Origin of the sequence: Rhizobium acaciae (assembly GCF_025941625.1) — a bacterium.
GTDB lineage: Bacteria > Pseudomonadota > Alphaproteobacteria > Rhizobiales > Rhizobiaceae > Rhizobium > Rhizobium acaciae.
Map to the genome: position 1 here is coordinate 46,420 of NZ_JAPCZO010000008.1, position 26,979 is coordinate 73,398.

Consider the following 26,979-nt stretch of genomic DNA (forward strand, 5'->3'; position numbering starts at 1 on the left):
TTGAGGACGACATGAGCGAATTCAAGAAACTCGTATTTTCCGGCGTGCAGCCGACCGGCAACCTGCATCTCGGCAATTATCTCGGCGCGATCCGCCGCTTCGTGGCGCTGCAGGAAGGCAATGACTGCATCTACTGCGTCGTCGACATGCATGCGCTCACCGCCCAGCTCGTGCATGAGGACATGCCGAGCCAGACGCGCTCGATCGCCGCCGCCTTCATCGCCGCCGGCATCGATCCGGAAAAGCATATCGTCTTCAATCAGTCGGCCGTGCCGCAGCATGCCGAACTCGCCTGGATCTTCAATTGCGTCGCCCGCATCGGCTGGATGAACCGCATGACGCAGTTCAAGGACAAGGCCGGCAAGGACCGCGAGCAGGCCTCGCTCGGCCTTTACGCCTATCCGAGCCTGATGGCTGCCGACATTCTCGTCTATCGCGCCACCCATGTGCCTGTTGGTGAGGACCAGAAGCAGCATCTGGAGCTTGCCCGCGACATCGCGATGAAGTTCAACCTCGACTATGCCGAGCATATCAGCAGGACCGGCTACGGCGTCGACATCACCGTCGGCAACGAGCCGGTGCACGCCTATTTCCCGATGGTCGAGCCGTTGATCGGCGGACCGGCGCCGCGCGTCATGTCGCTGCGCGACGGCACCAAGAAAATGTCGAAGTCGGACCCTTCCGATCTCTCGCGCATCAACCTGATGGACGACGAGGACGCGATCTCGAAGAAGATCCGCAAGGCCAAGACCGATCCGGACGGCTTGCCGAGCGAGATCGACGGGCTGCAGGGCCGTCCGGAAGCCGACAATCTGGTGGCGATCTATGCCGCACTCGCCGACAAGTCGAAGGCGGACGTGCTTGCCGAATTCGGCGGCCAGCAATTCTCCGTCTTTAAGCCGGCGCTGGTCGACCTGGCAATCAACGTGCTCGCGCCGATCACCGGCGAAATGCGCCGGTTGATGGACGATACCAGCCATATCGACGCGATCCTGCGCAAGGGCGGCGAACGCGCAAGGGCCCGCGCCGAGGTGACGATGCGCCAGGTGCGCGACGTCATCGGCTTCCTCTATTGAGATAAATCTCCTCTTCTCCCTGTCGCGGGAGAAGGGGGGCCTTCCCCTGGGGAGAAGAGGATTTCTTCCGGGGCATCAGGGCAAAAACTGGGCTTGCAAATTTTCCGCTTCGGGTGTCAGAGTCCGCGCCATGGTATCGAAGCGACTCTCACGGCTCGAAGGTCATCGCCGCAAATTCATGGCGGTGATCGACGGTACACCCGAATGCCAACGCGCCGTTCATTATGCCGGCCGGCGCGCGAAGAATTCCAATGGCGGGCTGGTGCTGCTCTACGTGATCCCCGACGGGGATTTCCAGCAATGGCTCGGCGTCGAAGAGATCATGCGGGCCGAAGCGCGCGAGGAAGCCGAGGCGGTCGTTGCCAAGATCGCCCAGATCGTCCGCGAGACCATTGGCATCGAGCCTGAGGTCGTCATCCGCGAGGGCGGTGCTGCCGAACAGATCAACGCCGTGATCGAGGAGGACCGCGATGTGGCGATCCTGGTTCTGGCCGCCGGTTCTGCGAAGGAAGGTCCAGGGCCGCTGGTCTCGTCGGTCGCCGGTCGCGCGGCAGCGTTTCCGATCCCGGTCACCGTGCTGCCGGATACGCTGACCAACGAGGAAATCGATGCTCTCTGCTAGAGCATGATGCCGAAAACTCTGAGCGGTTTTCGGACGACATCATGCTCTAACTGTAGCATTTCTTGAGTACAAGTCTCTTGATTAGAGCCGTCAATCGGCTTATCTTCTTTTGAAGAATTCTAAAGACGGCCGAGACCATGGGCCGGCCGCATGGAGAATCAGATGTTCATTCAGACCGAAGCCACGCCGAACCCCGCTACGCAGAAGTTCCTGCCGGGCAAGGTGGTGATGGAAAACGGCACGGCCGAGTTCCGCAGCACTGAGGAGGCTCAAGCCTCGCCGCTCGCTGCCCGCCTGTTCGAAATATCGGGCGTTACCGGCGTCTATTTCGGCTATGATTTCATTTCCGTGTCCAAGGATAATGCCGACTGGCAGCATCTTAAGCCGGCTATATTAGGCTCGATCATGGAGCATTTCATGTCCGGCAAGCCGGTCATGGGCGATGCTTCCATCCTTTCCGAAGACGCCGATGCCGGCGACGAATTCTTCGACGAAGGCGATGAATCGATCGTGCTGACCATCAAGGAGCTTCTGGAGACCCGCGTGCGCCCGGCCGTTGCCCAGGATGGCGGCGACATCACCTTCCGCGGCTTCAAGGACGGCAAGGTCTATCTGAATATGAAGGGTTCCTGCGCCGGCTGCCCGTCTTCGACGGCAACGCTGAAGCACGGCGTCCAGAACCTGCTGCGCCATTTCGTTCCGGAAGTGCAGGAAGTGATTGCCGCTTAAAAATCCTGAATTCGTCCCGCCGTTCATCTCCGGTTCGGCCGAACGGATTTATCGATAGGCGACACTGGTTTATTCGGAAATTGATGGCATGATCATTCTGGCGCTCGACACGGCAGGCGTGGACTGCGCTGCCGCCGTCTATGACAGCGGCAGGGATACGGTGCTGGGGGAGGCATCGGACATGATCGGCAAGGGGCATGCTGAACATCTGATTGGTATCGTCGATCGCGCACTCGATCAGGCGGGACTGGCCCTTTCGGATGTCGACCGCCTTGCCGTCACCATCGGTCCCGGCTCCTTTACCGGTATCCGCGTCGGCGTTGCCGCAGTCCGTGGTTTTGCGCTTTCCCTCAATGTACCGGCCGTCGGCGTCACCACGCTGGAAGTCATGGCATCAGCCCAGCGCGACAAGACGCCTCATCGCGCCGTGCTGGCGGCGATGGATGCCAAGCGGGACGAAATCTATCTCCAGTCCTTTGCGGCCGACGGTTCGCCCCTCGACGCACCACGGGCAGTCAGCGTTGCAGAAGCGCAGGCATATGCTGCCGGCTTCGACGGCGAGGTTACCGGTTCGGCGACGGCCCTCCTGATGGCGGACGCCGGCGGCGATCACACCAACAGGTTCCCGATCTCCGTCGTGGCGCGCCTGGGCGCTGCCGCCTCCCCCGATGCCGGAAAGCCGAAGCCCCTTTATCTGCGCGGACCCGATGCCAAGCCGCAGGCCGGGTATGCGATTGCGCGACGAGTATGACGATGCTGGAAGCCTATCTGACGCTGAAACCGGAATTCGAGATCATCGCCATGGAGCGCGAGGATTGCCGCGAGGTCGCCCTCCTGCACGGCGAGCGGTTCGCTCGGCCCTGGGGCGACGGTGAATTTCACGGCCTGCTGATGCAGGATACCGTGTTCGGCTTCGTCGCGCGCCAGACCAATGCCATCCTGAAAAAGCCGCTTCCGGGGTTCATCCTCGCCCGCCATGTCGCCGGCGAGGCGGAGATCCTCACCATTGCCGTGCAGGCGAAGGCCGCCCGTGCCGGGCTTGGCTGGCGGCTGATGCAGGCGGCGATGCGGGAAGCGCGGTCGCGCGGCGGCGAGAGCATGTTTCTCGAGGTCGACAACGGCAATACGGCAGCGCTTGGCCTCTACCGCAAGCTCGGCTTCGAAAAGGTCGGCGAACGTCAGGGTTACTACAAACAAGAAAACGGCGCCCTCTCCACGGCGCTTGTCATGAAGCGCGTTCTTCGGTAGTTCCCTGGCAGCGAGATAACATGCAGGCCGGCGCGAATGCCGTGCGGCGTTGTCGAAACACGAATATCTCTATAGGCCGGCGATGACTGATGTAGCCAAGACCCTTGAGGAGCTTTGCACCGAACGCGGCATGCGCATGACCGAGCAGCGCCGCGTGATCGCGCGCATCCTGGAAGATTCGGAAGACCATCCCGACGTCGAAGAACTCTACCGCCGCTCGGTGAAAGTCGATGCGAAGATCTCGATCTCGACCGTCTATCGCACCGTGAAACTGTTCGAGGATGCCGGCATCATCGCCCGCCACGACTTCCGCGACGGGCGCTCGCGCTACGAAACGGTGCCGGAAGAACATCACGACCATCTCATTGACCTGAAGACCGGCACGGTCATCGAATTCCGCTCGCCGGAGATCGAGGCGCTGCAGGAGCGCATCGCCCGCGAGCACGGCTTCCGGCTGGTCGACCACCGCCTCGAGCTCTACGGCGTTCCGCTGAAGAAAGAAGATCTCTGAAGCAATGGCAGCCCGGGAGACCAGCATTTGATCGCCTGGCTGCGCATCGCCTTCGCCGCGGTCGCCATCCTCGCCGTCAGCATCGTGCTCATGCCGCTGCAGGTATTGGCGCTGCGGTTCGACTGGCGGCTGCGCCGCCGGCTTCCGCGCGCCTGGCACCGGATCGTCTGCTATTGCCTCGGCATCCGCGTCCGAGTGAGCGGCAAGCTGGAAGATCGCCGGCCGCTGATGCTCTGTTCCAACCATTCCTCCTGGCTGGATATCATGGTGATGTCGGCGGTTGCCGACGTCGTCTTCATCGCCAAGATCGAGGTGCGCGACTGGCCGATCTTCGGCACGCTCGCCAAGCTGCAGAAGAGCGTCTTCGTCGTGCGCGAGGAGCGGCGCAAGACCGGTCATCAGGCAAACGAGATCGCCGGGCGCATGGCCGACGGTGAGATCGTCGTGCTCTTCCCCGAGGGCACGACCTCGGACGGCAACCGGCTGCTGGAGGTCAAGTCCTCGCTGTTCGGCGCCGCCGCGATGGCCGTGCCTTATTCGCCGACGGGAACCGTCGTGGTGCAGCCGGTGGCGGTTGCCTATACCAGGGTGCACGGCATCGCCATGGGGCGCTATCATCGGCCGCTCGCCGCCTGGCCGGGTGATATCGAGCTGCTGCCGCATCTCCTCGACATCGTCCGCTGCGGCGCCATCGACGCCGAGGTTTCCTTCGGCGAGGCGGTCGATTACCGCGCCGAGACCAGCCGCAAGGAGGTGAGCGCGACGATCGCCTTGCGCATCCGCAACCTCCTGAACAGCCGCCTGCGCGGGCGGGAAATCTCCTGAAAGAAGATTTCGATTTTCTCCGGCGGCAAAAACCACTAAATAGCGCGCCATGACACAGGACAGCGCCCTTCTCCAGGCCCCGGCGGCAATTCCCAGCGAGAGCCTCCGCGATGGCAGCAACAGCCGGAAGGTCTTCATCAAGACCTATGGCTGTCAGATGAACGTCTACGATTCGACGCGCATGAGCGATGCGCTCGCCCGCGACGGCTATGAGCCGACGGAAGATATGGAAGAGGCGGACCTCGTTCTCCTCAACACCTGCCATATCCGCGAGAAGGCGGCCGAGAAGGTCTATTCGGCGCTCGGGCGGCTGCGCGAGATGAAAAAGAAGAAGGCGGCGGACGGCCGGGAGATGATGATCGGCGTTGCCGGCTGCGTCGCCCAGGCCGAAGGCGAAGAGATCCTGCGCCGTGCACCCGCCGTCGACGTCGTCATCGGCCCGCAGACCTACCACCGCCTGCCGGAGGCGTTGCGCCGGGCCAAACAAGGCCAGCGCGTCGTCGACACCGAATATGCGATCGAGGACAAGTTCGAGCATCTACCGATCGCCGAGAGCCGAAGGATCCGCGCCCGCGGCGTCACCGCCTTCCTGACGGTGCAGGAAGGCTGCGACAAATTCTGCACCTTCTGCGTCGTGCCCTATACACGCGGCTCGGAAGTGTCGCGGCCGGTTTCCCAGATCGTCGAGGAAGCCGAAAAGCTCGCCGACAGCGGGGTGCGCGAAATCACCCTGCTCGGGCAGAACGTCAACGCCTGGCACGGCGCCGGGAGCCAAGGCGAGGCATGGAGCCTCGGCGACCTGCTCTACCGGCTGGCCGAGATCCCCGGCCTTGCGCGGCTGCGCTATACCACAAGCCATCCGCGCGACATGGACGACCGGCTGATCAATGCCCATCGCGACCTCAGCGCACTGATGCCTTATCTGCACCTGCCGGTGCAATCGGGCTCCGACCGCATCCTGAAAGCGATGAACCGGCGCCACACGGCGGCCGAATATCTGGCGCTGATCGAGCGCATTCGCACGGTGCGGCCCGACATTGCGCTGTCGGGCGATTTCATCACCGGCTTTCCGGGGGAGACAGATGAGGATTTTGAGGATACATTGAGACTTGTGGAGGGGGTCCGTTATGCACAGGCCTTCTCGTTCAAATACTCGACACGGCCGGGCACGCCCGGCGCGGAACTGAAGGACCAGGTGCCGGAAGAGATCAAGGCAGAACGGCTGGAACGCCTGCAAATGCTTCTTCTGAAGCAGCAGCAGGAATTTGCCGAATCCTGCATCGGCAAAGAGATCGACCTGTTGCTCGAAAAGCCCGGTCGCATGCCGGAACAACTAATCGGACGTTCTCCCTGGCTTCAATCAGTGAATGTTGATGCAAAAGCATCGCAAATCGGTGACATTATTAAAGTGCGAATCACAGGGACCGGAACAAACAGCCTGTTTGCCGAACGCGCAGAGGCTGCGGTCTAACCCAAGGAGCCCGACCGCTTGAACGGACAAGAATTGGTTTCTTCTTCACCGCGCCACCCCCGCACGCCGAGCGATACCAATCACTTCGTCCTGACGTTCGAGAACAACCGGTTCGCCAGCGAGCTCTTTGGTCAATTCGACCAAAACCTCAAGCTGCTCGAGCAACGGCTGAACATCGATGCGCGGGCACGCGGCAATTCGGTCGTCATCACCGGCGATATCGTGACCACCAACCAGGCGCGGCGCACGCTCGACTATCTCTATGAAAAACTTCAGAAAGGCGGCAGCGTGGAACGATCCGACGTCGAGGGTGCAATCCGCATGGCGGTCGCCGCCGACGATCAGCTCAGCCTGCCGACCATGGAGCGCAAGGCCAAGCTGACGATGGCGCAGGTTTCCACCCGCAAGAAGACGATCATCGCCCGCACGCCAACCCAGGACGCCTACATCAGGGCGCTGGAACGCGCCGAGCTTGTCTTCGGTGTCGGCCCGGCCGGCACCGGCAAGACCTATCTCGCCGTTGCCCATGCCGCCCAGCTCTTGGAGCGGGGCGCTGTCGAAAAGATCATCCTGTCGCGCCCGGCCGTCGAGGCCGGCGAGCGCCTCGGCTTCCTGCCCGGGGACATGAAGGAAAAGGTCGATCCCTATCTTCGCCCGCTCTATGATGCGCTCTACGACATGATCCCTGCCGACAAGGTCGACCGGGCGATCACTGCCGGCGTCATCGAAATCGCGCCGCTCGCCTTCATGCGCGGCCGCACGCTCGCCAATGCCGCCATCATCCTCGACGAAGCGCAGAACACGACGTCGATGCAGATGAAGATGTTCCTGACGCGTCTCGGCGAAAATGCGCGCATGATCGTCACCGGCGACCCGAGCCAGATCGACCTGCCGCGCGGCGTCAAATCCGGCCTCGTCGAGGCCTTGCAGCTTCTGAACGGCGTCGAGGGCATTTCGATCGTGCGCTTCACGGATACCGACGTCGTCCGCCACCCGCTGGTCGGGCGCATCGTCAGGGCCTATGATTCCACCTATGCCGTCGCCGAAGACGTCAGCCGGCAGGGCTAATGGCCGAACTCGACATCCAGATCAGCGTCGAGGACATCGGCTGGCCCGGCGAGGAGACGCTGCTGTCGTTTTGCGAACGTGTGCTCGGTGCCGCCGCGGTCTATCTCCGCGACAGCGAGAAGCAGCCCTTCCCGACGATGCCGCCCGAGGTTTCGCTTGTTTTCACGGACGATGCCTCGATCCAGGACATCAACGCCGAATGGCGCGGCAAGGACAAGGCGACCAACGTGCTCTCCTTTCCGGCCTTTCCGGTTCAGCCCGGCAAGATGCCCGGCCCGATGCTCGGCGACATCATCATCGCCCGGGAGACGCTGGAGCGGGAAGCGGCCGAGCTCGAAAAGAGTTTCGACGACCACCTGACCCATCTTCTGGTGCACGGTTTCTTGCATCTTCTCGGCTACGACCATATGAATAGTGCCGAAGCCGAAATTATGGAGGGGTTGGAGACTCGCATTTTGGCGCAGCTCGGCCTATCTGATCCCTACGAGGGTCAAGACCTTAAAATGGAACCATGAGCGACTTTACGACGAAGCCGGCGGCAGACGCCAAGGACTCCGAGCCATCCTCCTCTTCGGACGAGGCAGGCAGTAGTAGTCGGCCATCTGGCCGATCACAATCCTTCTGGTCGCGCGCCGCGCGCATCCTTCGCCCGCAGCAGGGCTCGCGACTGCGCGAGGATCTCGCCGACGCACTGATGACCGATGCGGCCGGCGACGACGCCTTTTCGCCCGACGAACGGGCGATGCTCAACAACATCCTGCGCTTTCGCGAGGTGCGCGTCGCCGACGTGATGGTGCCGCGCGCCGATATCGAGGCGGTCGACCAGAACATCACCATCGGCGAACTGATGATCCTCTTCGAGGAATCCGGCCGCTCACGCATGCCTGTCTATGCCGATACGCTCGATGATCCGCGCGGCATGGTGCATATCCGCGACCTGCTCTCCTATGTCGCCAAGCAGGCGCGCAACAAGCGCCGCGGTCCGACGAAACCGACCACCGTCGTGCCGGCGATCGAGGTTGCGCCCGAAAACATCCAGAAGACCGCGCGTTCGGCCAAGCAGAATTTCGATCTCGCCCGCGTCGACCTGCAAAAGACGCTGGCCGAGGCCGGCATCATCCGCAAGATCCTGTTCGTGCCGCCGTCGATGCTGGCGTCCGACCTGTTGCGCCGCATGCAGGTGAACCGCACGCAGATGGCGCTCGTCATCGACGAATATGGCGGCACCGACGGGCTTGCCTCGCATGAAGACATCGTCGAAATGGTGGTCGGCGACATCGACGACGAACATGACGACGAAGAGGTGATGTTCAAGCGCGTCGCCGAGGACATGTTCATCGCCGACGCCCGCGTCGAGCTGGAAGAGATCGCCCAAGCGATCGGGCCGGATTTCGACATCAGCGAGCAGGTCGACGAGGTCGATACGCTGGGCGGCCTGATCTTCTCGGCACTCGGCCGCATCCCGGTGCGCGGCGAGGTCGTCCAGGCGCTGCCGGGCTTCGAATTCCACATCCTCGACGCCGATCCGCGCCGCATCAAGCGGCTGCGCATCACCCGCAAGCGCCACGCGATCCGCCGCCGCGCCAAGTCGGATGGCGACGCCGCTCCCGGCTCCGAGACCGGCGACGATCGGCCGGCGAAATCGACTGCCAACTGACAGGACCCAACTGACGGGACAAAGAGCCGCTTTTTTGAAAGACTGCGAATGGGTTGATTCGCGGTTTTGATGGGAGTGCGCATGGAGCGGCTTGCGGACAGGGTTATCCTCGTCTGGGGTTTCAAACGGTCGCTGCTGGCCATCGCCGCCGGGGCATTCGCGGTTCTGGCGCTGCCGCCCATCGGCTTTTTCGCGGCGATGTTCGTTTCCTTCACGCTGCTCGTCTGGCTGATCGACGGGGCGGCGGCTTCGCCTGAAAGCGGCCTGATCGGCAGGTTATGGCCGGCGTTTGCCACCGGCTGGCTGTTCGGCTTCGGCTATTTCGTCGCCGGCCTCTGGTGGCTCGGCCATGCGCTGCTGGTCGATCAGGAGGAATTCGCCTGGGCGCTGCCGCTGGCAATCCTCGGGCTGCCGGCCTGTCTTGCGATCTTCTACGGGCTGGCGGCCGCCCTTGCCCGCATCGTCTGGTCTGATGGCATGGGGCGGATCGCCGCGCTTGCGGCAGGCTTCGGGCTGATGGAATGGCTTCGAAGCGTGATCCTCACCGGCTTTCCCTGGAACGCCATCGGTTACGGCATCATGCCGGTTCCATTGATGATGCAGTCGGCGCATGTGATCGGGGCGATGGGCGTGACGGCCCTTGCCGTCTTCGTCTTTTCTGCGCCTGCCCTTGCCGGGACGCGGCAGGGCGCGCGACCGGGCATCGCGCTCGCCGTCCTGCTATTTGCTGCCCATCTGGGTTACGGCGCTTACGCTCTCCATCTTGCGCCGCGGCCGGACACATTGCCTGAGGACAAGCGGCCGGTGGTGCGGCTGGTGCAGCCGGCGATCGACCAGACAGAGAAAATGGATAACGACGTCGACCGCGCCGCGATCTTCGAGACGCATCTGAAACTCTCGGCCGAAGCGCCGAAGAATGGCGGGCGCAAGCCCGATATCATCGTCTGGCCGGAAACCTCGATCCCCTTCATCCTGACCGACAATCAGGATGCGCTGACGCGGATTGCCGATACGCTCGACGACAATCAGATCCTCATCGCCGGCGCCGTACGCGCCGAGGAGATGGGACCAGGCACGCCGCCGCGCTACTATAATTCCATCTACGTGATCGACGGCCGCGGCCAGATCATCGCCGCCTCCGACAAGGTGCATCTGGTGCCCTTCGGCGAATATCTGCCCTTCGAGGACGTGCTCACCGAATTCGGCATCCAGAACGTCGTCGAGATTCCGGGCGGCTTTTCGGCCGCGGCAAGCCGGCACTTGCTGACGCTGCCCGGGGGACTCAATCTCTATCCGCTGATCTGTTACGAGATCATTTTTCCCGGCGAAATGACCGGTGACATAAAAGACGCCAACGCGATCCTCAATATCACCAATGATGCCTGGTTCGGCACGACGCCCGGCCCCTACCAGCATTTCCAGCAGGCGCGGGTACGGGCTGTTGAAACCGGCCTGCCGCTGATTCGCGACGCCAATAGCGGCATTTCAGCGCTGGTGAATGCGCATGGGGAAATTATTGCGGGCCTCGGTCTTGGAGAAACCGGCTTCGTCGATGCAACGCTCGATAGCATCAGCGATGGAGTCGGAACGACATTTCCCCGGCAAACATACTTCTGGTTGACCGAGGCGCTGCTGATTTTGATTGCGCTAATTTCTCGCAGAGGTTTTATTTCCGGGTTGAATTGACCAAAAACCCCTAAAATTGCATAGTGATGTCAATCGGCGTTCTTAACGTATGTTTGAAGGTGGGTTCCTCACCGCTTGCAACGTGGCGTTTTGGGATGGATCAGGGGCATGCCGGTTAGAAACAGGTTGAAATTCTTAGCTAGGGCACGACCATGATTGAAAACAAGAAGAAGCCGAATCCGATCGACATCCATGTTGGCAGCCGTATTCGCCTCCGCCGTACAATGCTGGGCATGAGCCAGGAAAAGCTTGGCGAAAGCCTTGGCATCACCTTCCAGCAGATCCAGAAATACGAAAAGGGCACCAACCGCGTCGGCGCAAGCCGCCTGCAGAACATCTCGAACATCCTCAATGTTCCGGTGTCGTTTTTCTTCGAGGACGCGCCCGGCGAACATTCCAGTGCCGGCGGCGGCATGGAAGCCTCCAGCTCGAATTACGTCGTCGATTTCCTGTCGTCCTCGGAAGGACTGCAGCTCAATCGCGCCTTCGTCAAGATTTCCGATCCCAAGGTTCGCCGCAAGGTCGTGGAGCTGGTGAAAGCCCTGGCCGCTGAAGCCGACGCCGACTGAACCAAGACCAGCGCAGAATTCGAAAGGCGGTCGAAAGGCCGCCTTTTTTGCGTTTTTGGGGCAAAATTTGTCACTTTGCCGCAGATATAAAGATATATTTATGTCCTTCTGCGCTTGTCATCGGCCCTCGAACTGAGTACCTACTAGCTGGCTTTTATTCTTTGAGGGGAATCCCGAAATGCGCGCGAATTATCTCTTTACCAGCGAGTCTGTTGCCGAAGGTCATCCGGACAAGGTCTGTGACCGCATCTCCGACGAGATCGTCGATCTGGTCTACCGCGAAGCGGCCAAGACCGGCGTCAATCCGTGGGGCGTGCGCATTGCCTGCGAAACGCTGGCGACGACCAACCGCGTCGTCATCGCCGGCGAGGTCCGCCTGCCGCCGAGCCTGATGAAGAAGGACAAGGATGGCAAGGACGTCATCAATCCTTCGAAGTTCAAGGCCGCCGCCCGCCGCGCCATCAAGGATATCGGCTACGAGCAGGATGGCTTCCACTGGAAGAAGGCAAAGATCGACGTGCTCTTGCACTCGCAGTCGGCCGACATCGCGCAGGGCGTCGACAGCGCCGCCGACCAGCAGGGCGACGAGGGCGCCGGCGACCAGGGCATCATGTTCGGTTATGCCTGCCGCGAAACGCCGGACCTGATGCCGGCCCCGATCTATTATTCCCACAAGATCCTGCAGTTGCTGGCAGTTGCGCGCAAGAAGGGCGACGGTGAAGTCGCCAAGCTCGGCCCCGACGCCAAGAGCCAGGTGACCGTGCGTTACGTCGACGGCAAGCCGTCGGAAGCAACCTCGATCGTGCTTTCGACCCAGCATCTCGACGAGAGCTGGGATTCGAAGAAGGTCCGCGCCGTCGTCGAGCCCTATATCCGCGAAGCGCTCGGCGAGCTGAAGATCGCCGACGATTGCAAGTGGTATATCAACCCGACCGGCAAGTTCGTCATCGGCGGACCGGACGGCGATGCGGGCCTCACCGGCCGCAAGATCATCGTCGACACCTACGGCGGTGCCGCTCCGCATGGCGGCGGCGCATTCTCCGGCAAGGACACGACGAAGGTCGACCGTTCGGCCGCTTATGCCGCCCGCTATCTTGCCAAGAACGTCGTCGCCGCCGGTCTTGCCGACCGCTGCACGATCCAGATCTCCTACGCGATCGGCGTCGCCCAGCCGCTGTCGATCTATGTCGACCTGCATGGCACCGGCAAGGTCACCGAGGATCAGATCGAAGCGGCTATCCGCAAGAACATGGACCTTTCGCCGACCGGTATCCGCCGCCATCTCGACCTCAACAAGCCGATCTATGCCAAGACCTCCGCTTACGGCCATTTCGGCCGCAAGGCCGGCCGCGACGGCTCGTTCTCCTGGGAGCGCACCGACCTCGTGAAGGCGCTCAAGGAAAGCGTGAAGGCCTGAGATAAAGCATGACGGATATGGAACGCCGCGGCCGGGCGACCGAAGCCTTCTTCGGTCGCCGCAAGGGCAAGGCCCTGCGCGAACAGCAGGCCGAGACGCTGAACAGTCTGCTGCCGGCATTCCTGATCGATCTGTCAGCGGCTCCCCCGGAGCCGCTGACTTCCCTTTTCCCGGTTCCAGTCGAAAGATTGCGGCTGGAAATTGGTTTCGGCGGCGGCGAGCATCTGATCCACCGCGCGCTGGAGACACCTTCGACCGGCTTCATCGGTGTCGAACCCTTCGTCAATTCCATGCAGAAGCTGCTGTCGCGCATCGGCGAGACGGGTGCCTCCAATATCCGCGTCTATAATGACGACGCGACGCAGCTGCTCGACTGGCTGCCGGACGGCGCACTCGATCAGATCGACCTGCTCTATCCCGACCCCTGGCCGAAGCGGAAGCACTGGAAGCGGCGTTTCGTCTCGAAAACCAATCTCGACCGCTTTCATCGCGTGCTCAAGCCCGGCGGCCTGTTCTGCTTCGCCTCCGACATCGACACCTATGTGAACTGGACGCTGATCAAATGCCGCGACCATGGCGGCTTCGACTGGATAGCCAACAATGCAGCGGATTGGCTGAACCCTTATGAGGGCTGGCCGAGCACCCGTTACGAGGCCAAGGCGCGGCGCGAGGGCCGGTCTTCGGCCTACCTGACATTCAGGAAGAGGCAATAGGCAAGTCGGCGAACGCGCCCGTGATGTTCTTCGGCGCGAATGGTCGCGTCGGACGCTTGCCTAACGAATTTCCGGCATCCGGCTCTAAAGCCGACAACGACAACAAACCGGACTGAACGAGCTACGCTCTCACTTGCGGCGCGTATAGTTCCGCCGTCGACCGGTTGCCATTAGCGCTCACGCGACTATTTTCTGTGCTGGCCACCCTCCTCTCAAATGAAGAGAGACAATGACCGGGAGCAAGTCATGTGCCGAAATATAAAACCCCTGTTCAATTTCGATCCGCCAGCGACGGACGACGAGATCCATGACGCCGCGCTCCAGTTCGTACGCAAGGTGAGCGGAACGACCAAACCATCGAAGCGCAATGAAGCCGCATTCGAGCACGCGGTCAGTTCGATCGCGGCATGCGCCCGCGAGCTGCTCGATTCGCTGGAAACGTCTCAACCTCCTCGTGATCGCGAGGAGGTAGCGGCAAAGGCGCGCGCGAGAACCGCGGTCCGGTTCGCTTAAGAAAACCCTGTCACGCAGAGATCTCAATCAAGGCTCAAATGGCCTTGACGGTCAGTGCAGGCTGACCGTCTTCAATTCGTCCTCGGCAGCCTTGAAAAAAGTGCTGGAGCGGTTGTCCGTCAAAAGGATCGGCGTGCCGTCGGCGCCAAAGAGTGCCCAGAGATCGACGTTCGGATCGATATCCGGCGCCTCTGGAAAGCACTTGGCGACCTCATCGGTCCGCATTTTTCTGATATAGGCGACCTCGCCGTTGCCGATGTGGGCAAGCTCGGATTTGGTCAAGTGAGACGTGGCTTCTTTCATCAACATTCCTGTTCCTCCGGGAGAAGGGACCAACGGTTCGACAAACCGTTGTGCTACTGTGAGACCGAAATGTTAATTTTCTTGACCATTCGCGCCGGTTCCGGACGAATTAGATCGACGGAGAGCAGACCGTTCTTCAGGCCGGCGCCGAGCACCTGCATGCCGTCGGCAAGAACGAAAGTCCGCTGGAACTGACGGGCGGCGATACCGCGATAAAGATAGTCCCGTTCACCCTGTTCGACCTGGCGGCCGCGGATCACTAGCTGGTTCTCCTCAATGGAGACATCGAGCTCCTCCTCGCTGAAGCCGGCCACGGCAAGGGTAATGCGCAGACGTTCCGGCGCGCCGGTGTCGGCGGCGATGCGTTCGATATTATAAGGCGGATATCCGTCACTCGCTTTGGAAATGCGCTCCAGCGTCTTTTCCATGGCATCGAAGCCCAGAAGCAGCGGGCTGGCGAAAGGGGTAATGCGGCTCATCTCGTTTCAAGTCCTTGATGCAAGCGACCATCCCGGACCTTAACGGGCAGCATCCGGATGCCGCTAATATGGGGAGAGGAGCCCGGCGCTGCAAGGCATGGGACGCGACGTGTCGGCGCCCCTCTCAATTTTGAGGTGGTGGCGGCCCGGCTCTTTCCTTGACAAAGCGTCCGCTGCCTCGCATCAAAACGTGCCCGCGCGGAATGTGCTGATTTGTGACGGGACGTGAAGAAATCGGTGCATACCCGATAACACGCAGTGCGAGGATGGAACGATCGGAATGGCAAGCGCAAGAAAGATCATCATCGACACGGATCCCGGCCAGGACGACGCGGCCGCCATCATGCTTGCCTTCGGCAGTCCCGATGAGCTTGAGGTGCTGGGGATCACGACGGTCGCCGGCAATGTGCCGCTTTCGCTCACCAGCCGCAATGCGCGCATCGTCTGCGAGCTCTGCGGCCGGACGGAGACGAAGGTTTTCGCCGGCGCCGACGCGCCGATCGCCCGCAAGCTGGTGACCGCCGAACATGTGCATGGCAAGACCGGCCTCGACGGTCCGGAACTCAGCGAACCGACGATGGCGCTGCATGTCGGCCATGCCGTCGACTTCATCATCGAGACGCTGCGCCGCGAGCCGGAAGGCACAGTGACGCTGTGCACGCTCGGGCCGCTCACCAATATCGGCATGGCCTTCCAGAAGGCGCCCGACATCGTCCCCCGCATCCGCGAGCTGGTGATGATGGGCGGCGGCTTCTTCGAGGGCGGCAACATCACGCCGTCGGCCGAATTCAATATCTATGTCGACCCCGAAGCCGCCGATGTCGTCTTCCGCTCAGGCGTTCCGATCGTGATGATGCCGCTTGACGTGACGCATCAATTGCTGACCCGCAAGGACCGGGTGAAACGTATGGCCGAGATCGGCACGGCGCCGGCAAAGGCCATGGTCGAGATGCTGGAATTCTTCGAACGCTTCGATATCGAGAAATACGGTTCCGACGGCGGGCCGCTGCACGACCCGACCGTTGTCGCCTACCTGCTGAAGCCGGAGCTTTTCAAGGGCCGGGACTGCAATGTCGAGATCGAGGTCCAGTCCGAACTGACCGTCGGCATGACGGTCGTCGACTGGTGGCATGTGACCGAGCGCAAGCGCAATGCCAGGGTCATGCGCCATGTCGATGCGGACGGCTTCTTCGATCTGCTGATCGAACGCTTCGCCCGCATCTAAACTTCGGTTTCCCTCCTCGCGAGGAGGAAGGAAACGATCTCAGGCGTCTTTTTCGTCGAAGACGGAGTTGGTTTCGGCTTCGGTCGGCTTCGGGCCGCCCTTGGCGACACCGACCATGGCCGGGCGCAGCACGCGCTCGCCAATGGTGAAGCCTGCCTGCACGACCTGGACGACCGTGTTGTTGGGCACGTCGGGGTTCGGCACCTCGAACATTGCCTGATGGAAATTCGGATCGAACTTCTGGCCAACCGGCTCCAGCTTGCGAACGCCGTGGCGCTCGAGAGCCGACAGCATGGCGCGCTCGGTCATCTCGACACCCTCGATCAGCGTGCTCAGGCCGGCATCGGCCGCGGCCTTGGTCTCCGGAGGGATGGCATCGAGCGCGCGGCGCAGATTATCCGAGACGGCGAGCATGTCGCGCGCGAAACCCGCGACGGAATAGGACTTGGCATCCTTCACCTCGCGCTCGGTGCGCCGGCGCAGATTGTCCATCTCGGCAGCAAGGCGCAGATAGCGGTCGCGCAGTTCGCCGTTTTCGGCTTTCAGAAGCTCGATCGGGTCCGGCTGGGCGGGCTCTTGCTGCGCAGTTTCGTTCTCGACGTAGGCGGCAGCGTCGGCTGCGGCATCGGCCGCAGTTGCGTCAGGTCCGTTTTTCGTCGTGTCATCGGTCATGACGGTCTCCGGTTGGTGTCTTCAGATGCGCCCGATATCGAGGTTTGACCGAAAAAAATCAAGTCTGCGTGACAAAGAAGCGAAAATTCCGCGTGACTGATAGCTGCGCGTCAAAGCTGATTGCGCGAAAGGCGGGAGACGAGCTGGGCTGTATAGTCCACCATCGGCACGATGCGCGAATAATTGAGCCGCGTCGGGCCGATGACGCCGACGGCACCGACGATGCGATCATCGTCGTCACGATAGGGCGCGACGATGAGCGACGAGCCGGACAGCGAGAAGAGCTTGTTCTCCGAACCGATGAAGATGCGCACGCCCGAACCGCTTTCGGCGAGATTGAGGATCTCGATCAGGCTGTCCTTCTTCTCGAGATCGTCGAACAGCAGGCGCAGCCGGTCGAGATCCTCGGCGCCGGCGAGGCCTTCGAGCAGGTTGGCGCGGCCGCGGATGATCAGCTGCGTCGGCTTTCCCTCGTCCGGGCTGCCGGCCCAGACAGCAATGCCGCGCTCGACGAGATCGCGCGACAGGGCATCGAGTTCGTGACGGACGTCGTCTTTCAGCCGGCTTAATTGTTTGCGAAGCTCCGGCAGGGTCTGGCCGGACATATGGGCATTGAGGAAATTCGCTGCTTCCGTCAGTTGCGAGGAGGTGACGCCCGCCGGCAGCTCGATGATGCGGTTTTCCACCTGATCATGATCGCCGACGAGCACGGCCAGCGCCTTTGTCGGTTCGAGCCGGATGAACTCGACATGTTTCAGCACCGGATCGCTTTTCGAGGTGATGACGAGTCCGGCGCCGCGCGAAATGCCGGATAACATGCGGCTGGCCTCGTTCATCATCGATTCGACAGGATTGCCGCCGCTTTCGACCCGCACCTGGCGGTCGATGTTGGCGCGCTCCTCGGCCGAGAGGTCACCGACCTGCATGAAGGCATCGACGAAGAAGCGCAGGCCGATCTGGGTCGGCAACCGGCCGGCGCTGACATGCGGCGAATAGATCAGGCCCAGCTCTTCGAGATCGCTCATGACGTTGCGCACCGAGGCCGGCGACAGCGACATCGGCAGGATACGGGACAGGTTGCGCGAACCGAGCGGCTCGCCGCTTTCCAGATAACCTTCGACGATGCGACGAAAAATTTCCCTGGAGCGCTCGTCCAGCGCAGCTACGGCATCCGAAACCGTCGTCGACCTGATGCCCATGAAGCTTTCGAACCCGTGCTGATGATACTTCCTGAAAAGTAAGTCAAACTAACACCCGTGGCAAAAGGGAATTTGCAAATGAGCGCCGCCAATCGTAGAAGCGGTCAAATAAACCCCAGGAGATAAGAATGCGGCCTTCAGGCAGAAAAATCGACCAGATGCGCAAGGTCTCGTTCGAGCGCAATTTTTCCAAGCATGCGGAAGGCTCCTGCCTGGTGAAGTTCGGCGATACGCATGTGCTCTGCACGGCGAGCCTCGAAGAAAAGACGCCGCCATGGCTGCGCAATACCGGCAAGGGCTGGGTCACGGCCGAATACGGCATGCTGCCGCGGGCGACCGGCGAACGCATGAAGCGCGAAGCCGCCGCCGGCAAGCAGGGCGGCCGCACCCAGGAAATCCAGCGGCTGATCGGCCGGTCGCTGCGCGCCGTCGTCGACCTGCAGGCGCTCGGTGAACGGCAGATCACGCTGGATTGCGACGTCATCCAGGCCGATGGCGGCACGCGGACCGCCTCGATCACCGGCGGCTGGATCGCGCTTTACGACTGCCTGAAATGGATGGAAAGCCGCAACATGATCAAGGTCGATCGGGTCCTGAAGGATCATGTCGCCGCCATCTCCTGCGGTATCTTCGCCAGCCAGCCGGTGATCGATCTCGATTACCTCGAGGACTCCTCGGCCGAGACCGATGCGAACTTCGTCATGACGGGCACCGGCGGCATCGTCGAGATCCAGGGCACGGCCGAAGGCACGCCGTTCAGCGAGGGCGAATTCACCTCGCTGATGCAGCTTGCCAGAAACGGCATCGGCGAACTCGTGGCGCTACAGAAGCAAGCCGTCGAAGGATGAACCCCATGCTGGAAGGCATGTTGGAAACGGCGCTCTATGCGCGGGATCTCGATAAGGCCGAGACGTTCTACGAAGACGTTCTCGGGCTTGAAAAGATTGCCCGCGCCGCCAACAGGCATGTCTTCTTCCGCTGCGGGCCAGGCGTTCTCCTGATCTTCAACCCTAAGGAAACGGTGAAGCCGCCGGCGCCGGAAGCACTGCAGGTGCCGCCGCATGGCACGACCGGCCAGGGCCATGCCTGTTTCCGGGTGTCCGGCCGCAATATCGATGCCATGGCCGAACGGCTGACGGCGGCGGGCGTTGCGATCGAATCCGAAGTGCGCTGGCCGAACGGCGGCCGCTCGATCTATTTCCGCGATCCTGATGGCAACAGCCTGGAATGCGCGGAAGCTAAAATCTGGGGCATCGAACAGGACATCTGAATGCGCAAGCTTGAAACGAAGACCATCGTCGTCGCCAGCCACAATGCCGGTAAGATCCGTGAGATCCAGGAATTGATCGGGCCGCTCGGCTTCACCGCCAAATCGGCCGCCGAGCTGAATTTCGTCGAACCGGATGAGACGGGCACGAGCTTCGAGGAGAATGCGACGATCAAGGCGGTCGCCTCGGCCAATGCGTCAGGCATGCCGGCGCTGTCGGACGATTCCGGGCTGGTGGTCGATGCACTCGGCGGCGATCCCGGTGTCTACACCGCCAATTGGGCGGAGAGGGCAGACGGCACGCGCGATTTCGACATGGCGATGGCCAAGGTGGAAAAGGCGCTGCAGGATGCCGGCGCGACAAAGCCCGAACAGCGCAGGGCGCGGTTCATCAGCGTGCTCTGCCTCGCCTGGCCGGACGGGCACACGGAGCTGTTTCGTGGCGAGGTGGAAGGCAGCGTCGTCTGGCCGCCGCGCGGCACCCAGGGCTTCGGCTACGATCCGGTCTTCCAGCCCGAGGGCTACGACATCACCTTCGGCGAAATGAGCGGCGAGGAAAAACACGGCTGGAACGTCGGCAAGCCGCAAGCGCTGTCGCACCGGGCCCGCGCCTTCAAACTCTTTGTCGAAACCTGCCTGGAGGCATAGGGACGGTCCGTGGTCAATTTCGACACGCCAAGCACCTCGCGCGACGCGGCTCTGCTGCCAGATACCGGCGAGCCGGGCTTCGGCGTCTATGTGCATTGGCCCTTCTGCGCGGCGAAGTGTCCCTATTGCGACTTCAACAGCCATGTGCGCCACCAGCCGGTGGATCAGGAGCGCTTTACAGCAGCCTTCCTGAAGGAGATGGCGGCAGTCCGGGCGATCAGCGGCCCGAAGACGGTGACGAGCATCTTTCTCGGCGGCGGCACGCCCTCGCTGATGAAGCCGGAAACGGTTTCCGCCATTCTCGACGGCATTGCGCGGCACTGGCATGTGCCCGATGGCATCGAGATCACCATGGAGGCCAATCCTTCGAGCGTCGAGGCCGAACGGTTCCGCGGCTATCGGGCGGCCGGCGTCAATCGCGTCTCGCTCGGCGTGCAGGCGCTGAATGACCGGGACCTGAAATTCCTCGGCCGGCTGCATGATGTCGCCGACGCGCTGAAGGCGATAAGGCTGGCGCGCGACATCTTCCCGCGCATGTCCTTCGACCTGATCTATGCCCGGCCGGAGCAGACGGTCGAGGAATGGGAAAAGGAACTGAAAGAGGCGATCTCCTATGCGGTTGACCATCTTTCGCTTTATCAGCTGACCATCGAGGAAGGCACGCCCTTCTACGGCCTGCACAAGGCCGGCAAGCTGATCGTGCCGGATGGCGAGCAATCGGCATTGCTCTACGAGGCGACGCAGGAGATCACCGCGCGCGAGGGCATGCCGGCCTATGAGGTTTCCAATCATGCCCGGCCGGGGGCCGAAAGCCGGCATAACCTGACCTACTGGCGCTACGGCGATTATGCCGGCATCGGCCCGGGCGCCCATGGCCGGCTGACGCGTGGCCCGGAGAAGCTCGCGACGGCGACCGAGCGCAAGCCGGAAACCTGGCTCGATATGGTCGAGCGTGATGGGCACGGAATTCTCGACGAGGAGCGGCTCGGCTTCGAGGAACAGTCCGACGAGCTGCTGCTGATGGGGCTGCGGCTGAGAGAAGGCGTCGATCTTGCCCGCTGGCAGCAGCTTTCGGGCCGCGACCTCGACCCGAAACGCGAGGAATTCCTGCTCGAACACAAATTCATCGAGCGGATCGGCAATTCACGCCTGCGCTGCACGCCATCAGGCATGCTGATCCTCGATTCCGTCGTCGCCGATCTCGCCTGCTGACACCCATACGATGTGTGGATTTGCAGCGCGGCGGCATTGACATCACCGCCGCGCAAGAAGGCATGTCTCAGCCGTGGCTTGTCGCGCCCGTCTTGAAGAGGTTGCCGGTCGGCGTCTTCAAAAACATCTCCAGCGGAATATGCTCCTGGTGCAGGAAGCCGGTCGTCGGCAGCAGGCCGTCGCGGACCATCTCGATGACGGCGACGACGGAGGCCGACGTCGTCCAGGCGATCGCCGTGCGGCGCGCGCCGGCAATCTCGATCGGGTAGTAGGCGCGCACGAACTCCTTGCGGCGCAAGCTCCCATTCTCGGTGCCTTCGGCGGCGACATGGACATAGACGACATCGTCTTCAACCGGCGGCTTGGCATTGGTCAGGATCTCGCCGGCGAGCTTGCGCTTGTCGCGCATCAACAGCTCGTGGAAGAAGAAGTTCATCAGCTCCATATGGCCGGGATAACGCATGGTCTTGTAATCGAGATTGTCGATCTTGCCGAGCATCGTATCGCACATGGTGCCAAGGCCGCCAGACGTCGTGAAGGCTTCCAGCTTGACGCCGCCGACATAGACGGTCTCGTGCCATTCCATCGGCGAGACGAGCTTGCGCACACCGCCCTCGATGACCTCGCAGTCGTTCAGATATTCGTTGACGACGCCCTCGGGCGACCAGTTGAAGGCGTAGCCGAGCAGCCCGGTCGGATGCTGCGGCAGGGCGCCGACGCGCATGCGGATCGACCGGCAGCGATCGAAGCCGTCGGCCAGGCTTGCGCCGACGATGCCGACGAAACCCGGCGCCAGGCCGCATTGCGGCGCCATCAGGCCGCGCGCCGTCTTCGACAGCTCGATGATGAAATTGGTGGTCGGAACGTCTTCGGTCAGATCGAAATAATGGATGCCGGCAAGATGGGCGGCGCGCGCCAATTCGATGTTCAAATGATAAGGCAGGCAGGAGAGCACCGCCTCGACATTCGAGAGCAGTTCGCCGATCACTTCCGGTTCGGAGATATCGCCGGTGCGGCACTTGAAGGGAACGTCGCTCAGCGGCAATTGCGCGTCGACGCCGATGACCTCGAAGCCGCCTTCATGCAACAGCGTCGCCGCCAGCCGTCCGACCTTGCCCAGGCCGAGAACGGCGATCTTTTCGAAACTCATTCATTCCTCCCACGCGCCGTTTTGGCGCTTCAGTCTTGACATGCACGTAATGCGCGGGAGGTATAGAATAAAAAACTTATAAAGGAAAACGGCCGGAATCGCTTCCAGCCGTGGATTTTTCGGAAGAACCCGTCGATTATTCGTTGATCAGGCGCTTCAGAAGCTCGACTTCGTGCGAAAGCTTGGTGTCTCCCGAAATCAGCTCTTCGATCTTGCGCACAGCATGCAGCACGGTCGTATGATCGCGCCCGCCGAACCGGCGGCCGATCTCCGGGAAGGAGCGCGGCGTCAGCGTCTTCGACAGATACATGGCGATCTGGCGCGGCTTGACGATGACGCGGGTGCGGCGGTTCGACACCAGTTCCTGGCGCGAGACATTGTAATGCCTTGCGACGATGCGCTGGATATCCTCGATGCGCACACGACGGGGCTCGCCGGAGCCGACCAGATGGGCGAGCAGTTCGTCGACGCGTTCGATCGACAGGTTCGGCTCGAAGGAGCGGCGGAAGACCAGCTGGTTGAAGGCGCCTTCGAGTTCGCGGCCGCTGGCCGTGACGTTGCGGGCGACGTGCTGGAGCAGTTCGGCCGGAATTTCGAGCGACGGATCTTCGAGCCGGGCGACAGCCAGGCGACGCTTGAGGATTTCGAGACGCATCTCGTAATCCGGCGCGTCGAATTCGATCGCGACACCGCCCTGCAGCCGCGAGCGAACGCGGGGGTCGAGCGACTCCAGCTCCCAGGGCGCACGGTCGGCGGCAACGACGACCTGCTTGGCGCTGTCGAGCAGCATGTTCAGGAGATGGCAGAATTCATGCTGGATCATCTTGCCCTGCAGGAACTGCATGTCGTCGATGATCAGGAGATCGATGTTGCGCAGCGAATCCTTCAGCGTCAGCGCATCATTGTCGCGGATCGCGGTGGCGAAACGCCACATGAAATATTCGGCCGTCAGATAGACGACGCGCAGAGCCCGCGGGTTCTGCACTGCCGCATTGGCGACAGCCTGCAGCAGGTGGGTCTTGCCGAGGCCGACGGTCGAATGGATGAAGAGCGGGTTGAAGCGCACGGCGCCCTGACCGGCTTCCGCGATGGTCTTTGCCGCCGCAAGTGCGACCCGGTTCGAGCTGCCTTCGACGAAGGTGTCGAAGGTAAAGCGGCTATCGAGCGGCGAACCGAAGAGCGGCGAGCCGAAGCTTGCTGGCCTTGCGGCGGCAACAGCCGAAACCGCCTGCTGGACGGCCTGACCGGCCGGCTGCGCGCTTGTCGGGCGGCGCATCTGCGTGGGGGCGGCTGGTTCCGGCGCGACCGCCTCATCTAGCGCCTTGGTGCCGTGGCGCGTTGCCGTACGCACCAGGACTTCGATTTTCAGAATTTCCGGATCCTCGGCCTGGAACAGACCGGTGATGAGATCGAGATAACGATTGTTGATCCACGACTTCAGGAAGGTCGTGGGAACCGAAAGGCGAACCACGCTCTTCGATACCGAATGCAGCTTCAGCCTGGCAAACCAGCTGGCATAGACGTCAGGACCGACCTGGGCCTTCAAGCGCGCGCTGACGCGCTCAAACAATACGTTCTGCTTCATTTCCGCCTTTGCTTCGCCCGCTTCGAGGCGAATGGAGCCGAACGCTTGCGGTGCCGCATCCCCATTGTCGAGCCCGCCCGTCGTCATCGTATTCATCTGCATAATGCCGCCTTTCAATTCCACCGGGCGGCATCCGCTAAAACAGCCGCCCGATCAATCCCCGCTTTGGCGGGCTGACGGATCCTCATGAGCCGCTCGCCTGCCGGTTCACTCAAAACACTGGCCCCTCAATGGGACCGACACAGAACTCCGTTGCAGGGGCCGCATTCATGCGGCAACCTTCATCGGCTTTCCGTGTCAGGCTGTCGGTCGAACCTCGTTTTCGGCCGACCAGCCCGAACGCAATATTACTTTACCTTCTCCGGCGGCCTCGCCTTAAACGTGTGGCCACTGAAGGCACAAAACATCCCCGCTCCGTAACAGCCACGTTACGGCCCAAATCCGTCGAGTGCTTGAAAAAACGAAAGCGCAAGGCTCCGTAACAAAAGGCACAAACTCATCGCCCTGCCGACGTGGCAGTTAAAACCGAGCCTCTGCAGGTGATGTCCGCGCCCTCTGTTGGAAGCCATTTAGGCAGGATCAAACGGCAATATCAACGATGAATTTTACGCAAAATTAACAAGCGGCCATTGACTCCGCCTGCCGTTTTCGGGCGTCACACCAGCGTCAAAAAAGAATCGCAGTTGAATCAAAGAGATTCCCCCGTTCGGGCTATTTTGACACGCATTGAAAGAAAAAAAATAAAATCCTCTTGACTCGCCTGTGGTCCCGGAAGCTTGGGGCGGAGTCGCGCAGTGCAAAAGCATCCTTGCGCAAGTCATTGTTTTTGAACAATTTTTCCTGTCATGGCGCTGACACGAAACAGTCGTGAGATTAACCATGCAGGGTCTGATCGGCGGAATCGAAAAAGCCCGGTAAAATTACCGGGCTAATCATAAAGAAGAAGTCCTTAACGGAAGATTACGCGGTCGTGGTGACCGAAAGAGCCTTCACACGAGCAGCCAGACGCGAGACCTTGCGCGATGCCGTGTTGGAATGCAGCACGCCCTTGCTGGCGGCGCGGGCAAGCTCGGGCTGAGCAGCCAGGAAAGCTTCCTTCGCCTTGGCGGCGTCACCGGATGCGATGGCCTCTTCGACCTGGCGAACGAAAGTACGAACGCGCGAGCGACGAGCCTTATTGACGTCGGTACGGCGGGCGATCTTGCGGGTCGCTTTTTTCGCCGAAGTTGTATTGGCCATGGATGCCTCTCTCAAGAATTCGAACAAACTCCGCCATTACCGCGGGCCCTGCGGCCACAAAATCCAGCAATGCGGGACCAATCGCGGAAAACCAAACCGGCTTTCCGAACCGTGGGCGGGCATATAACTCTAAAGCCGGCCCACGTCAACGCGGATTTTCAAGCTTTACCACCGGCAAGCGCCTAAAAGCATTCAACGGTGCGTAAAAGCAGGTTTGCGCTTCTCGACGAAGGCGGCCATGCCTTCTTTCTGGTCGTCCGTGGCAAAGAGACTGTGAAACAGCCGGCGCTCGAAACGCAAGCCCTCCTCCAGCGTGGTCTCGAATGCGCGGTTGACCGCCTCCTTGGCCATCATCACCGAGGGGCGCGACAGCGAAGCGATCTTTTCGGCTGCGGCAAAAGCCTCGTCGAGCAGACGTTCGGGCGCGACCACACGCGAAACGAGTCCCGATCGTTCGGCTTCCGCCGCATCCATCATGCGTCCGGTCAGGACAAGGTCCATCGCCTTCGCCTTGCCGACGGCGCGCGTCAGCCGCTGCGAGCCGCCCATGCCGGGAATGACGCCGAGGGTGATTTCCGGCTGGCCGAACTTCGCCGTCTCCGAGGCGATGATGAAATCGCACATCATGGCGAGCTCGCAGCCGCCGCCGAGCGCAAAACCGCTGACGGCGGCGATCACCGGCTTGCGCGCCTTGGCGACCTCATCCCAGCCGCTGATGAAATCACTCTTATAGATATCGGCAAACTCAAGCGGCTGCATCTCCTTGATATCTGCGCCGGCGGCAAAGGCGCGCTCGGAACCGGTCAGCACGATCGCCCCGACCGTCTCGTCGGCGTGGAAGGCGGCATAGGCCTCTTTCAGCTCCTTCAGGACGGTGGAATTCAGCGCGTTCAGCGCCTGCGGGCGGTTCAGCGTGACGAGGCCGACATTGCCTCGGGTTTCGACGATCAGGGTCTCATAGGCCATGCTGTTCTCCCGGTTTCTCGCTCTTACTTCTGGCAGGCTTACTTCTGGCAGGTGGCGCAATAGAAGGTGGAGCGACCCGCCTGGACGATGCGGGCGACCGTACCGCCGCAGCCGGGCGTGCGGCAAGCCTGACTTTCGCGATCATAGACGGAGAAGGAATGCTGGAAATAGCCGAGCGATCCGTCGGTCTGGATGTGGTCGCGCAGCGATGATCCGCCGGCGGCGATCGCGTCGGCGATGACGTCGCGGATCGAGGCGACGAGCAGGTCGAGCCGTGCCTTCGGCCGGCCGGTCGCCGTCACCAGCGTGCCGGCGGCGCGGATCGGCGAAAGATGCGAGCGCCACAATGCTTCGCAGACATATATATTGCCGAGACCGGCAATGTTCTTCTGGTCAAGCAGCGCACGCTTCAGCGGCTGCGCCTTGTCCCGAAAGCGTTCGGCCAGATAGGCGGCGCTGAGCTCGTTTCCCGTCGGCTCCGGGCCGAGATCGCGGAAGAAGGGGTGGGCGGCGAGATCGGCGCGTCCCACCATATCCATGAAGCCGAAACGGCGAGGATCGTTATAGACGACACGGCGGGGGCCGCTTGCCGCTTGCAGATGGAAGACGACGTGATCGTGCTTCTCGTCCTTCGAGCGGGCATAGTGGAATTCGCCCGGCGCGGCGGAGGTCGCACCCTCCTCGATGCGAAACGAACCGGACATGCCGAGATGCGAGATCAGCGTGTTGCCGTCGTCGAGATCGACCAGCAGATATTTGGCGCGGCGGCCAAGGCTGACGATGGTGCGGCCGGAAACCCTGTCTGCGAAAGCGTCGGGAAAGGGGAAGCGCAGATCGCCGCGGCGCAGCTCCAGCCTGGTGACGCGCGTGCCCTCCATCGCCGGCGTCAGGCCGCGTTTCACCGTTTCGACTTCTGGCAATTCCGGCAT

At 61.8% G+C, this 26,979-nt stretch carries 30 protein-coding genes; 21 read left to right on the forward strand and 9 right to left on the reverse strand.

Features of this window, described 5'->3' with window-relative positions; genetic code table 11:
- The first annotated feature begins 11 nt into the window (after positions 1 to 11).
- From trpS to OLZ32_RS14395, 16 genes are all read left to right on the forward strand, one after another.
- Positions 12 to 1,076 carry a tryptophan--tRNA ligase gene (trpS, locus tag OLZ32_RS14320; protein WP_003544886.1) on the forward strand — a complete coding sequence of 355 codons (1,065 nt, stop codon included), beginning with the start codon at positions 12 to 14 and terminating at the stop codon, positions 1,074 to 1,076.
- A 130-nt stretch (positions 1,077 to 1,206) separates the two neighbouring features.
- Entirely contained in the window at positions 1,207 to 1,698 is a 492-nt protein-coding gene (locus tag OLZ32_RS14325; RefSeq protein WP_003544884.1) for a universal stress protein, read from the forward strand.
- A gap of 162 nt (positions 1,699 to 1,860) precedes the next feature.
- Complete coding sequence (locus tag OLZ32_RS14330; protein ID WP_012755783.1) at positions 1,861 to 2,427, forward strand: NifU family protein; 567 nt, start codon at positions 1,861 to 1,863, stop codon at positions 2,425 to 2,427.
- Positions 2,428 to 2,515: 88 nt separating this feature from the next.
- Positions 2,516 to 3,178, forward strand: coding sequence for a tRNA (adenosine(37)-N6)-threonylcarbamoyltransferase complex dimerization subunit type 1 TsaB (gene tsaB, locus OLZ32_RS14335; RefSeq protein WP_017990084.1), 663 nt, complete (start codon positions 2,516 to 2,518; stop codon positions 3,176 to 3,178).
- On the forward strand, positions 3,175 to 3,675 hold the full coding sequence (locus OLZ32_RS14340) for a GNAT family N-acetyltransferase (protein WP_264421454.1): 501 nt from the start codon (positions 3,175 to 3,177) through the stop codon (positions 3,673 to 3,675). The genes tsaB and OLZ32_RS14340 overlap by 4 nt, the downstream gene beginning before the upstream one ends.
- Positions 3,676 to 3,757: 82 nt before the next feature.
- Positions 3,758 to 4,186 (forward strand): Fur family transcriptional regulator, encoded by a 429-nt coding sequence (locus OLZ32_RS14345; RefSeq protein WP_003544875.1) that lies wholly within the window; start codon positions 3,758 to 3,760, stop codon positions 4,184 to 4,186.
- Positions 4,187 to 4,213: 27 nt separating this feature from the next.
- Entirely contained in the window at positions 4,214 to 5,011 is a 798-nt protein-coding gene (locus OLZ32_RS14350; RefSeq protein ID WP_264421456.1) for a lysophospholipid acyltransferase family protein, read from the forward strand.
- A gap of 49 nt (positions 5,012 to 5,060) precedes the next feature.
- Positions 5,061 to 6,482, forward strand: coding sequence for a tRNA (N6-isopentenyl adenosine(37)-C2)-methylthiotransferase MiaB (gene miaB, locus OLZ32_RS14355; RefSeq protein ID WP_264421458.1), 1,422 nt, complete (start codon positions 5,061 to 5,063; stop codon positions 6,480 to 6,482).
- Positions 6,483 to 6,500: 18 nt separating this feature from the next.
- Positions 6,501 to 7,550, forward strand: coding sequence for a PhoH family protein (locus OLZ32_RS14360; RefSeq protein WP_003544862.1), 1,050 nt, complete (start codon positions 6,501 to 6,503; stop codon positions 7,548 to 7,550).
- Entirely contained in the window at positions 7,550 to 8,065 is a 516-nt protein-coding gene (gene ybeY, locus OLZ32_RS14365) for an rRNA maturation RNase YbeY (protein WP_168304472.1), read from the forward strand. The genes OLZ32_RS14360 and ybeY overlap by 1 nt, the downstream gene beginning before the upstream one ends.
- Positions 8,062 to 9,207, forward strand: a complete 1,146-nt coding sequence (locus OLZ32_RS14370) for a hemolysin family protein (RefSeq protein ID WP_264421462.1) — start codon at positions 8,062 to 8,064, stop codon at positions 9,205 to 9,207. The genes ybeY and OLZ32_RS14370 overlap by 4 nt, the downstream gene beginning before the upstream one ends.
- An 81-nt stretch (positions 9,208 to 9,288) precedes the next feature.
- Positions 9,289 to 10,893 carry an apolipoprotein N-acyltransferase gene (lnt, locus tag OLZ32_RS14375; RefSeq protein ID WP_264421464.1) on the forward strand — a complete coding sequence of 535 codons (1,605 nt, stop codon included), beginning with the start codon at positions 9,289 to 9,291 and terminating at the stop codon, positions 10,891 to 10,893.
- A gap of 152 nt (positions 10,894 to 11,045) precedes the next feature.
- Positions 11,046 to 11,462, forward strand: coding sequence for a helix-turn-helix domain-containing protein (locus tag OLZ32_RS14380; protein WP_003544853.1), 417 nt, complete (start codon positions 11,046 to 11,048; stop codon positions 11,460 to 11,462).
- 178 nt (positions 11,463 to 11,640) lie between these two features.
- The gene (metK, locus tag OLZ32_RS14385; RefSeq protein WP_003544852.1) at positions 11,641 to 12,879 is read left to right on the forward strand and encodes a methionine adenosyltransferase; all 1,239 of its coding nucleotides are present in this window, start codon (positions 11,641 to 11,643) and stop codon (positions 12,877 to 12,879) included.
- Positions 12,880 to 12,887: 8 nt separating this feature from the next.
- Positions 12,888 to 13,592 carry a tRNA (guanine(46)-N(7))-methyltransferase TrmB gene (gene trmB, locus OLZ32_RS14390; protein ID WP_264421466.1) on the forward strand — a complete coding sequence of 235 codons (705 nt, stop codon included), beginning with the start codon at positions 12,888 to 12,890 and terminating at the stop codon, positions 13,590 to 13,592.
- 246 nt (positions 13,593 to 13,838) lie between these two features.
- Positions 13,839 to 14,105 (forward strand): DUF2277 domain-containing protein, encoded by a 267-nt coding sequence (locus OLZ32_RS14395; protein ID WP_003544842.1) that lies wholly within the window; start codon positions 13,839 to 13,841, stop codon positions 14,103 to 14,105.
- Positions 14,106 to 14,156: 51 nt separating this feature from the next.
- Here the strand turns inward: OLZ32_RS14395 and OLZ32_RS14400 are convergent, their stop codons facing one another.
- Positions 14,157 to 14,414, reverse strand: a complete 258-nt coding sequence (locus OLZ32_RS14400; RefSeq protein WP_003544838.1) for a BQ00720 family protein — start codon at positions 14,412 to 14,414, stop codon at positions 14,157 to 14,159.
- Between the two features lie 47 nt (positions 14,415 to 14,461).
- Positions 14,462 to 14,887: an Hsp20 family protein gene (locus tag OLZ32_RS14405; protein WP_003544836.1), complete on the reverse strand. Its 426-nt coding sequence runs from the start codon at positions 14,885 to 14,887 to the stop codon at positions 14,462 to 14,464.
- Between the two features lie 280 nt (positions 14,888 to 15,167).
- Between OLZ32_RS14405 and OLZ32_RS14410 the strand changes: the two genes are divergently transcribed.
- Complete coding sequence (locus OLZ32_RS14410; protein ID WP_264421468.1) at positions 15,168 to 16,112, forward strand: nucleoside hydrolase; 945 nt, start codon at positions 15,168 to 15,170, stop codon at positions 16,110 to 16,112.
- A 39-nt stretch (positions 16,113 to 16,151) separates the two neighbouring features.
- Here the strand turns inward: OLZ32_RS14410 and grpE are convergent, their stop codons facing one another.
- Positions 16,152 to 16,784, reverse strand: a complete 633-nt coding sequence (grpE, locus tag OLZ32_RS14415; protein WP_264421470.1) for a nucleotide exchange factor GrpE — start codon at positions 16,782 to 16,784, stop codon at positions 16,152 to 16,154.
- A gap of 110 nt (positions 16,785 to 16,894) precedes the next feature.
- Entirely contained in the window at positions 16,895 to 17,983 is a 1,089-nt protein-coding gene (hrcA, locus tag OLZ32_RS14420) for a heat-inducible transcriptional repressor HrcA (protein WP_264421473.1), read from the reverse strand.
- Between the two features lie 128 nt (positions 17,984 to 18,111).
- On the opposite strand from hrcA, the gene rph reads away from it, so the two are divergent.
- From rph to hemW, 4 genes are read left to right on the forward strand one after another with little or no spacing between them, the layout of a single operon-like run.
- Entirely contained in the window at positions 18,112 to 18,831 is a 720-nt protein-coding gene (gene rph / locus OLZ32_RS14425; RefSeq protein WP_011650181.1) for a ribonuclease PH, read from the forward strand.
- On the forward strand, positions 18,828 to 19,253 hold the full coding sequence (locus OLZ32_RS14430; protein WP_221940762.1) for a VOC family protein: 426 nt from the start codon (positions 18,828 to 18,830) through the stop codon (positions 19,251 to 19,253). The genes rph and OLZ32_RS14430 overlap by 4 nt, the downstream gene beginning before the upstream one ends.
- A complete protein-coding gene (rdgB, locus tag OLZ32_RS14435) occupies positions 19,254 to 19,898 on the forward strand; it encodes an RdgB/HAM1 family non-canonical purine NTP pyrophosphatase (protein ID WP_131719540.1) in 645 nt (214 codons plus the stop codon).
- Between the two features lie 9 nt (positions 19,899 to 19,907).
- Entirely contained in the window at positions 19,908 to 21,110 is a 1,203-nt protein-coding gene (gene hemW, locus OLZ32_RS14440) for a radical SAM family heme chaperone HemW (protein ID WP_264421477.1), read from the forward strand.
- A gap of 67 nt (positions 21,111 to 21,177) precedes the next feature.
- Here hemW and OLZ32_RS14445 read toward each other — a convergent pair whose 3' ends face one another.
- The 5 genes from OLZ32_RS14445 to mutM form a co-directional block, all read right to left on the reverse strand.
- A complete protein-coding gene (locus OLZ32_RS14445; protein ID WP_017990081.1) occupies positions 21,178 to 22,260 on the reverse strand; it encodes a saccharopine dehydrogenase family protein in 1,083 nt (360 codons plus the stop codon).
- A gap of 136 nt (positions 22,261 to 22,396) precedes the next feature.
- Positions 22,397 to 23,947, reverse strand: a complete 1,551-nt coding sequence (gene dnaA, locus OLZ32_RS14450) for a chromosomal replication initiator protein DnaA (RefSeq protein ID WP_017990080.1) — start codon at positions 23,945 to 23,947, stop codon at positions 22,397 to 22,399.
- 858 nt (positions 23,948 to 24,805) lie between these two features.
- Positions 24,806 to 25,084, reverse strand: coding sequence for a 30S ribosomal protein S20 (gene rpsT / locus OLZ32_RS14455; RefSeq protein ID WP_003544819.1), 279 nt, complete (start codon positions 25,082 to 25,084; stop codon positions 24,806 to 24,808).
- Between the two features lie 192 nt (positions 25,085 to 25,276).
- Positions 25,277 to 26,050: an enoyl-CoA hydratase gene (locus OLZ32_RS14460; protein WP_003544817.1), complete on the reverse strand. Its 774-nt coding sequence runs from the start codon at positions 26,048 to 26,050 to the stop codon at positions 25,277 to 25,279.
- Positions 26,051 to 26,088: 38 nt separating this feature from the next.
- Positions 26,089 to 26,979 (reverse strand): bifunctional DNA-formamidopyrimidine glycosylase/DNA-(apurinic or apyrimidinic site) lyase, encoded by an 891-nt coding sequence (gene mutM / locus OLZ32_RS14465; protein WP_264421480.1) that lies wholly within the window; start codon positions 26,977 to 26,979, stop codon positions 26,089 to 26,091.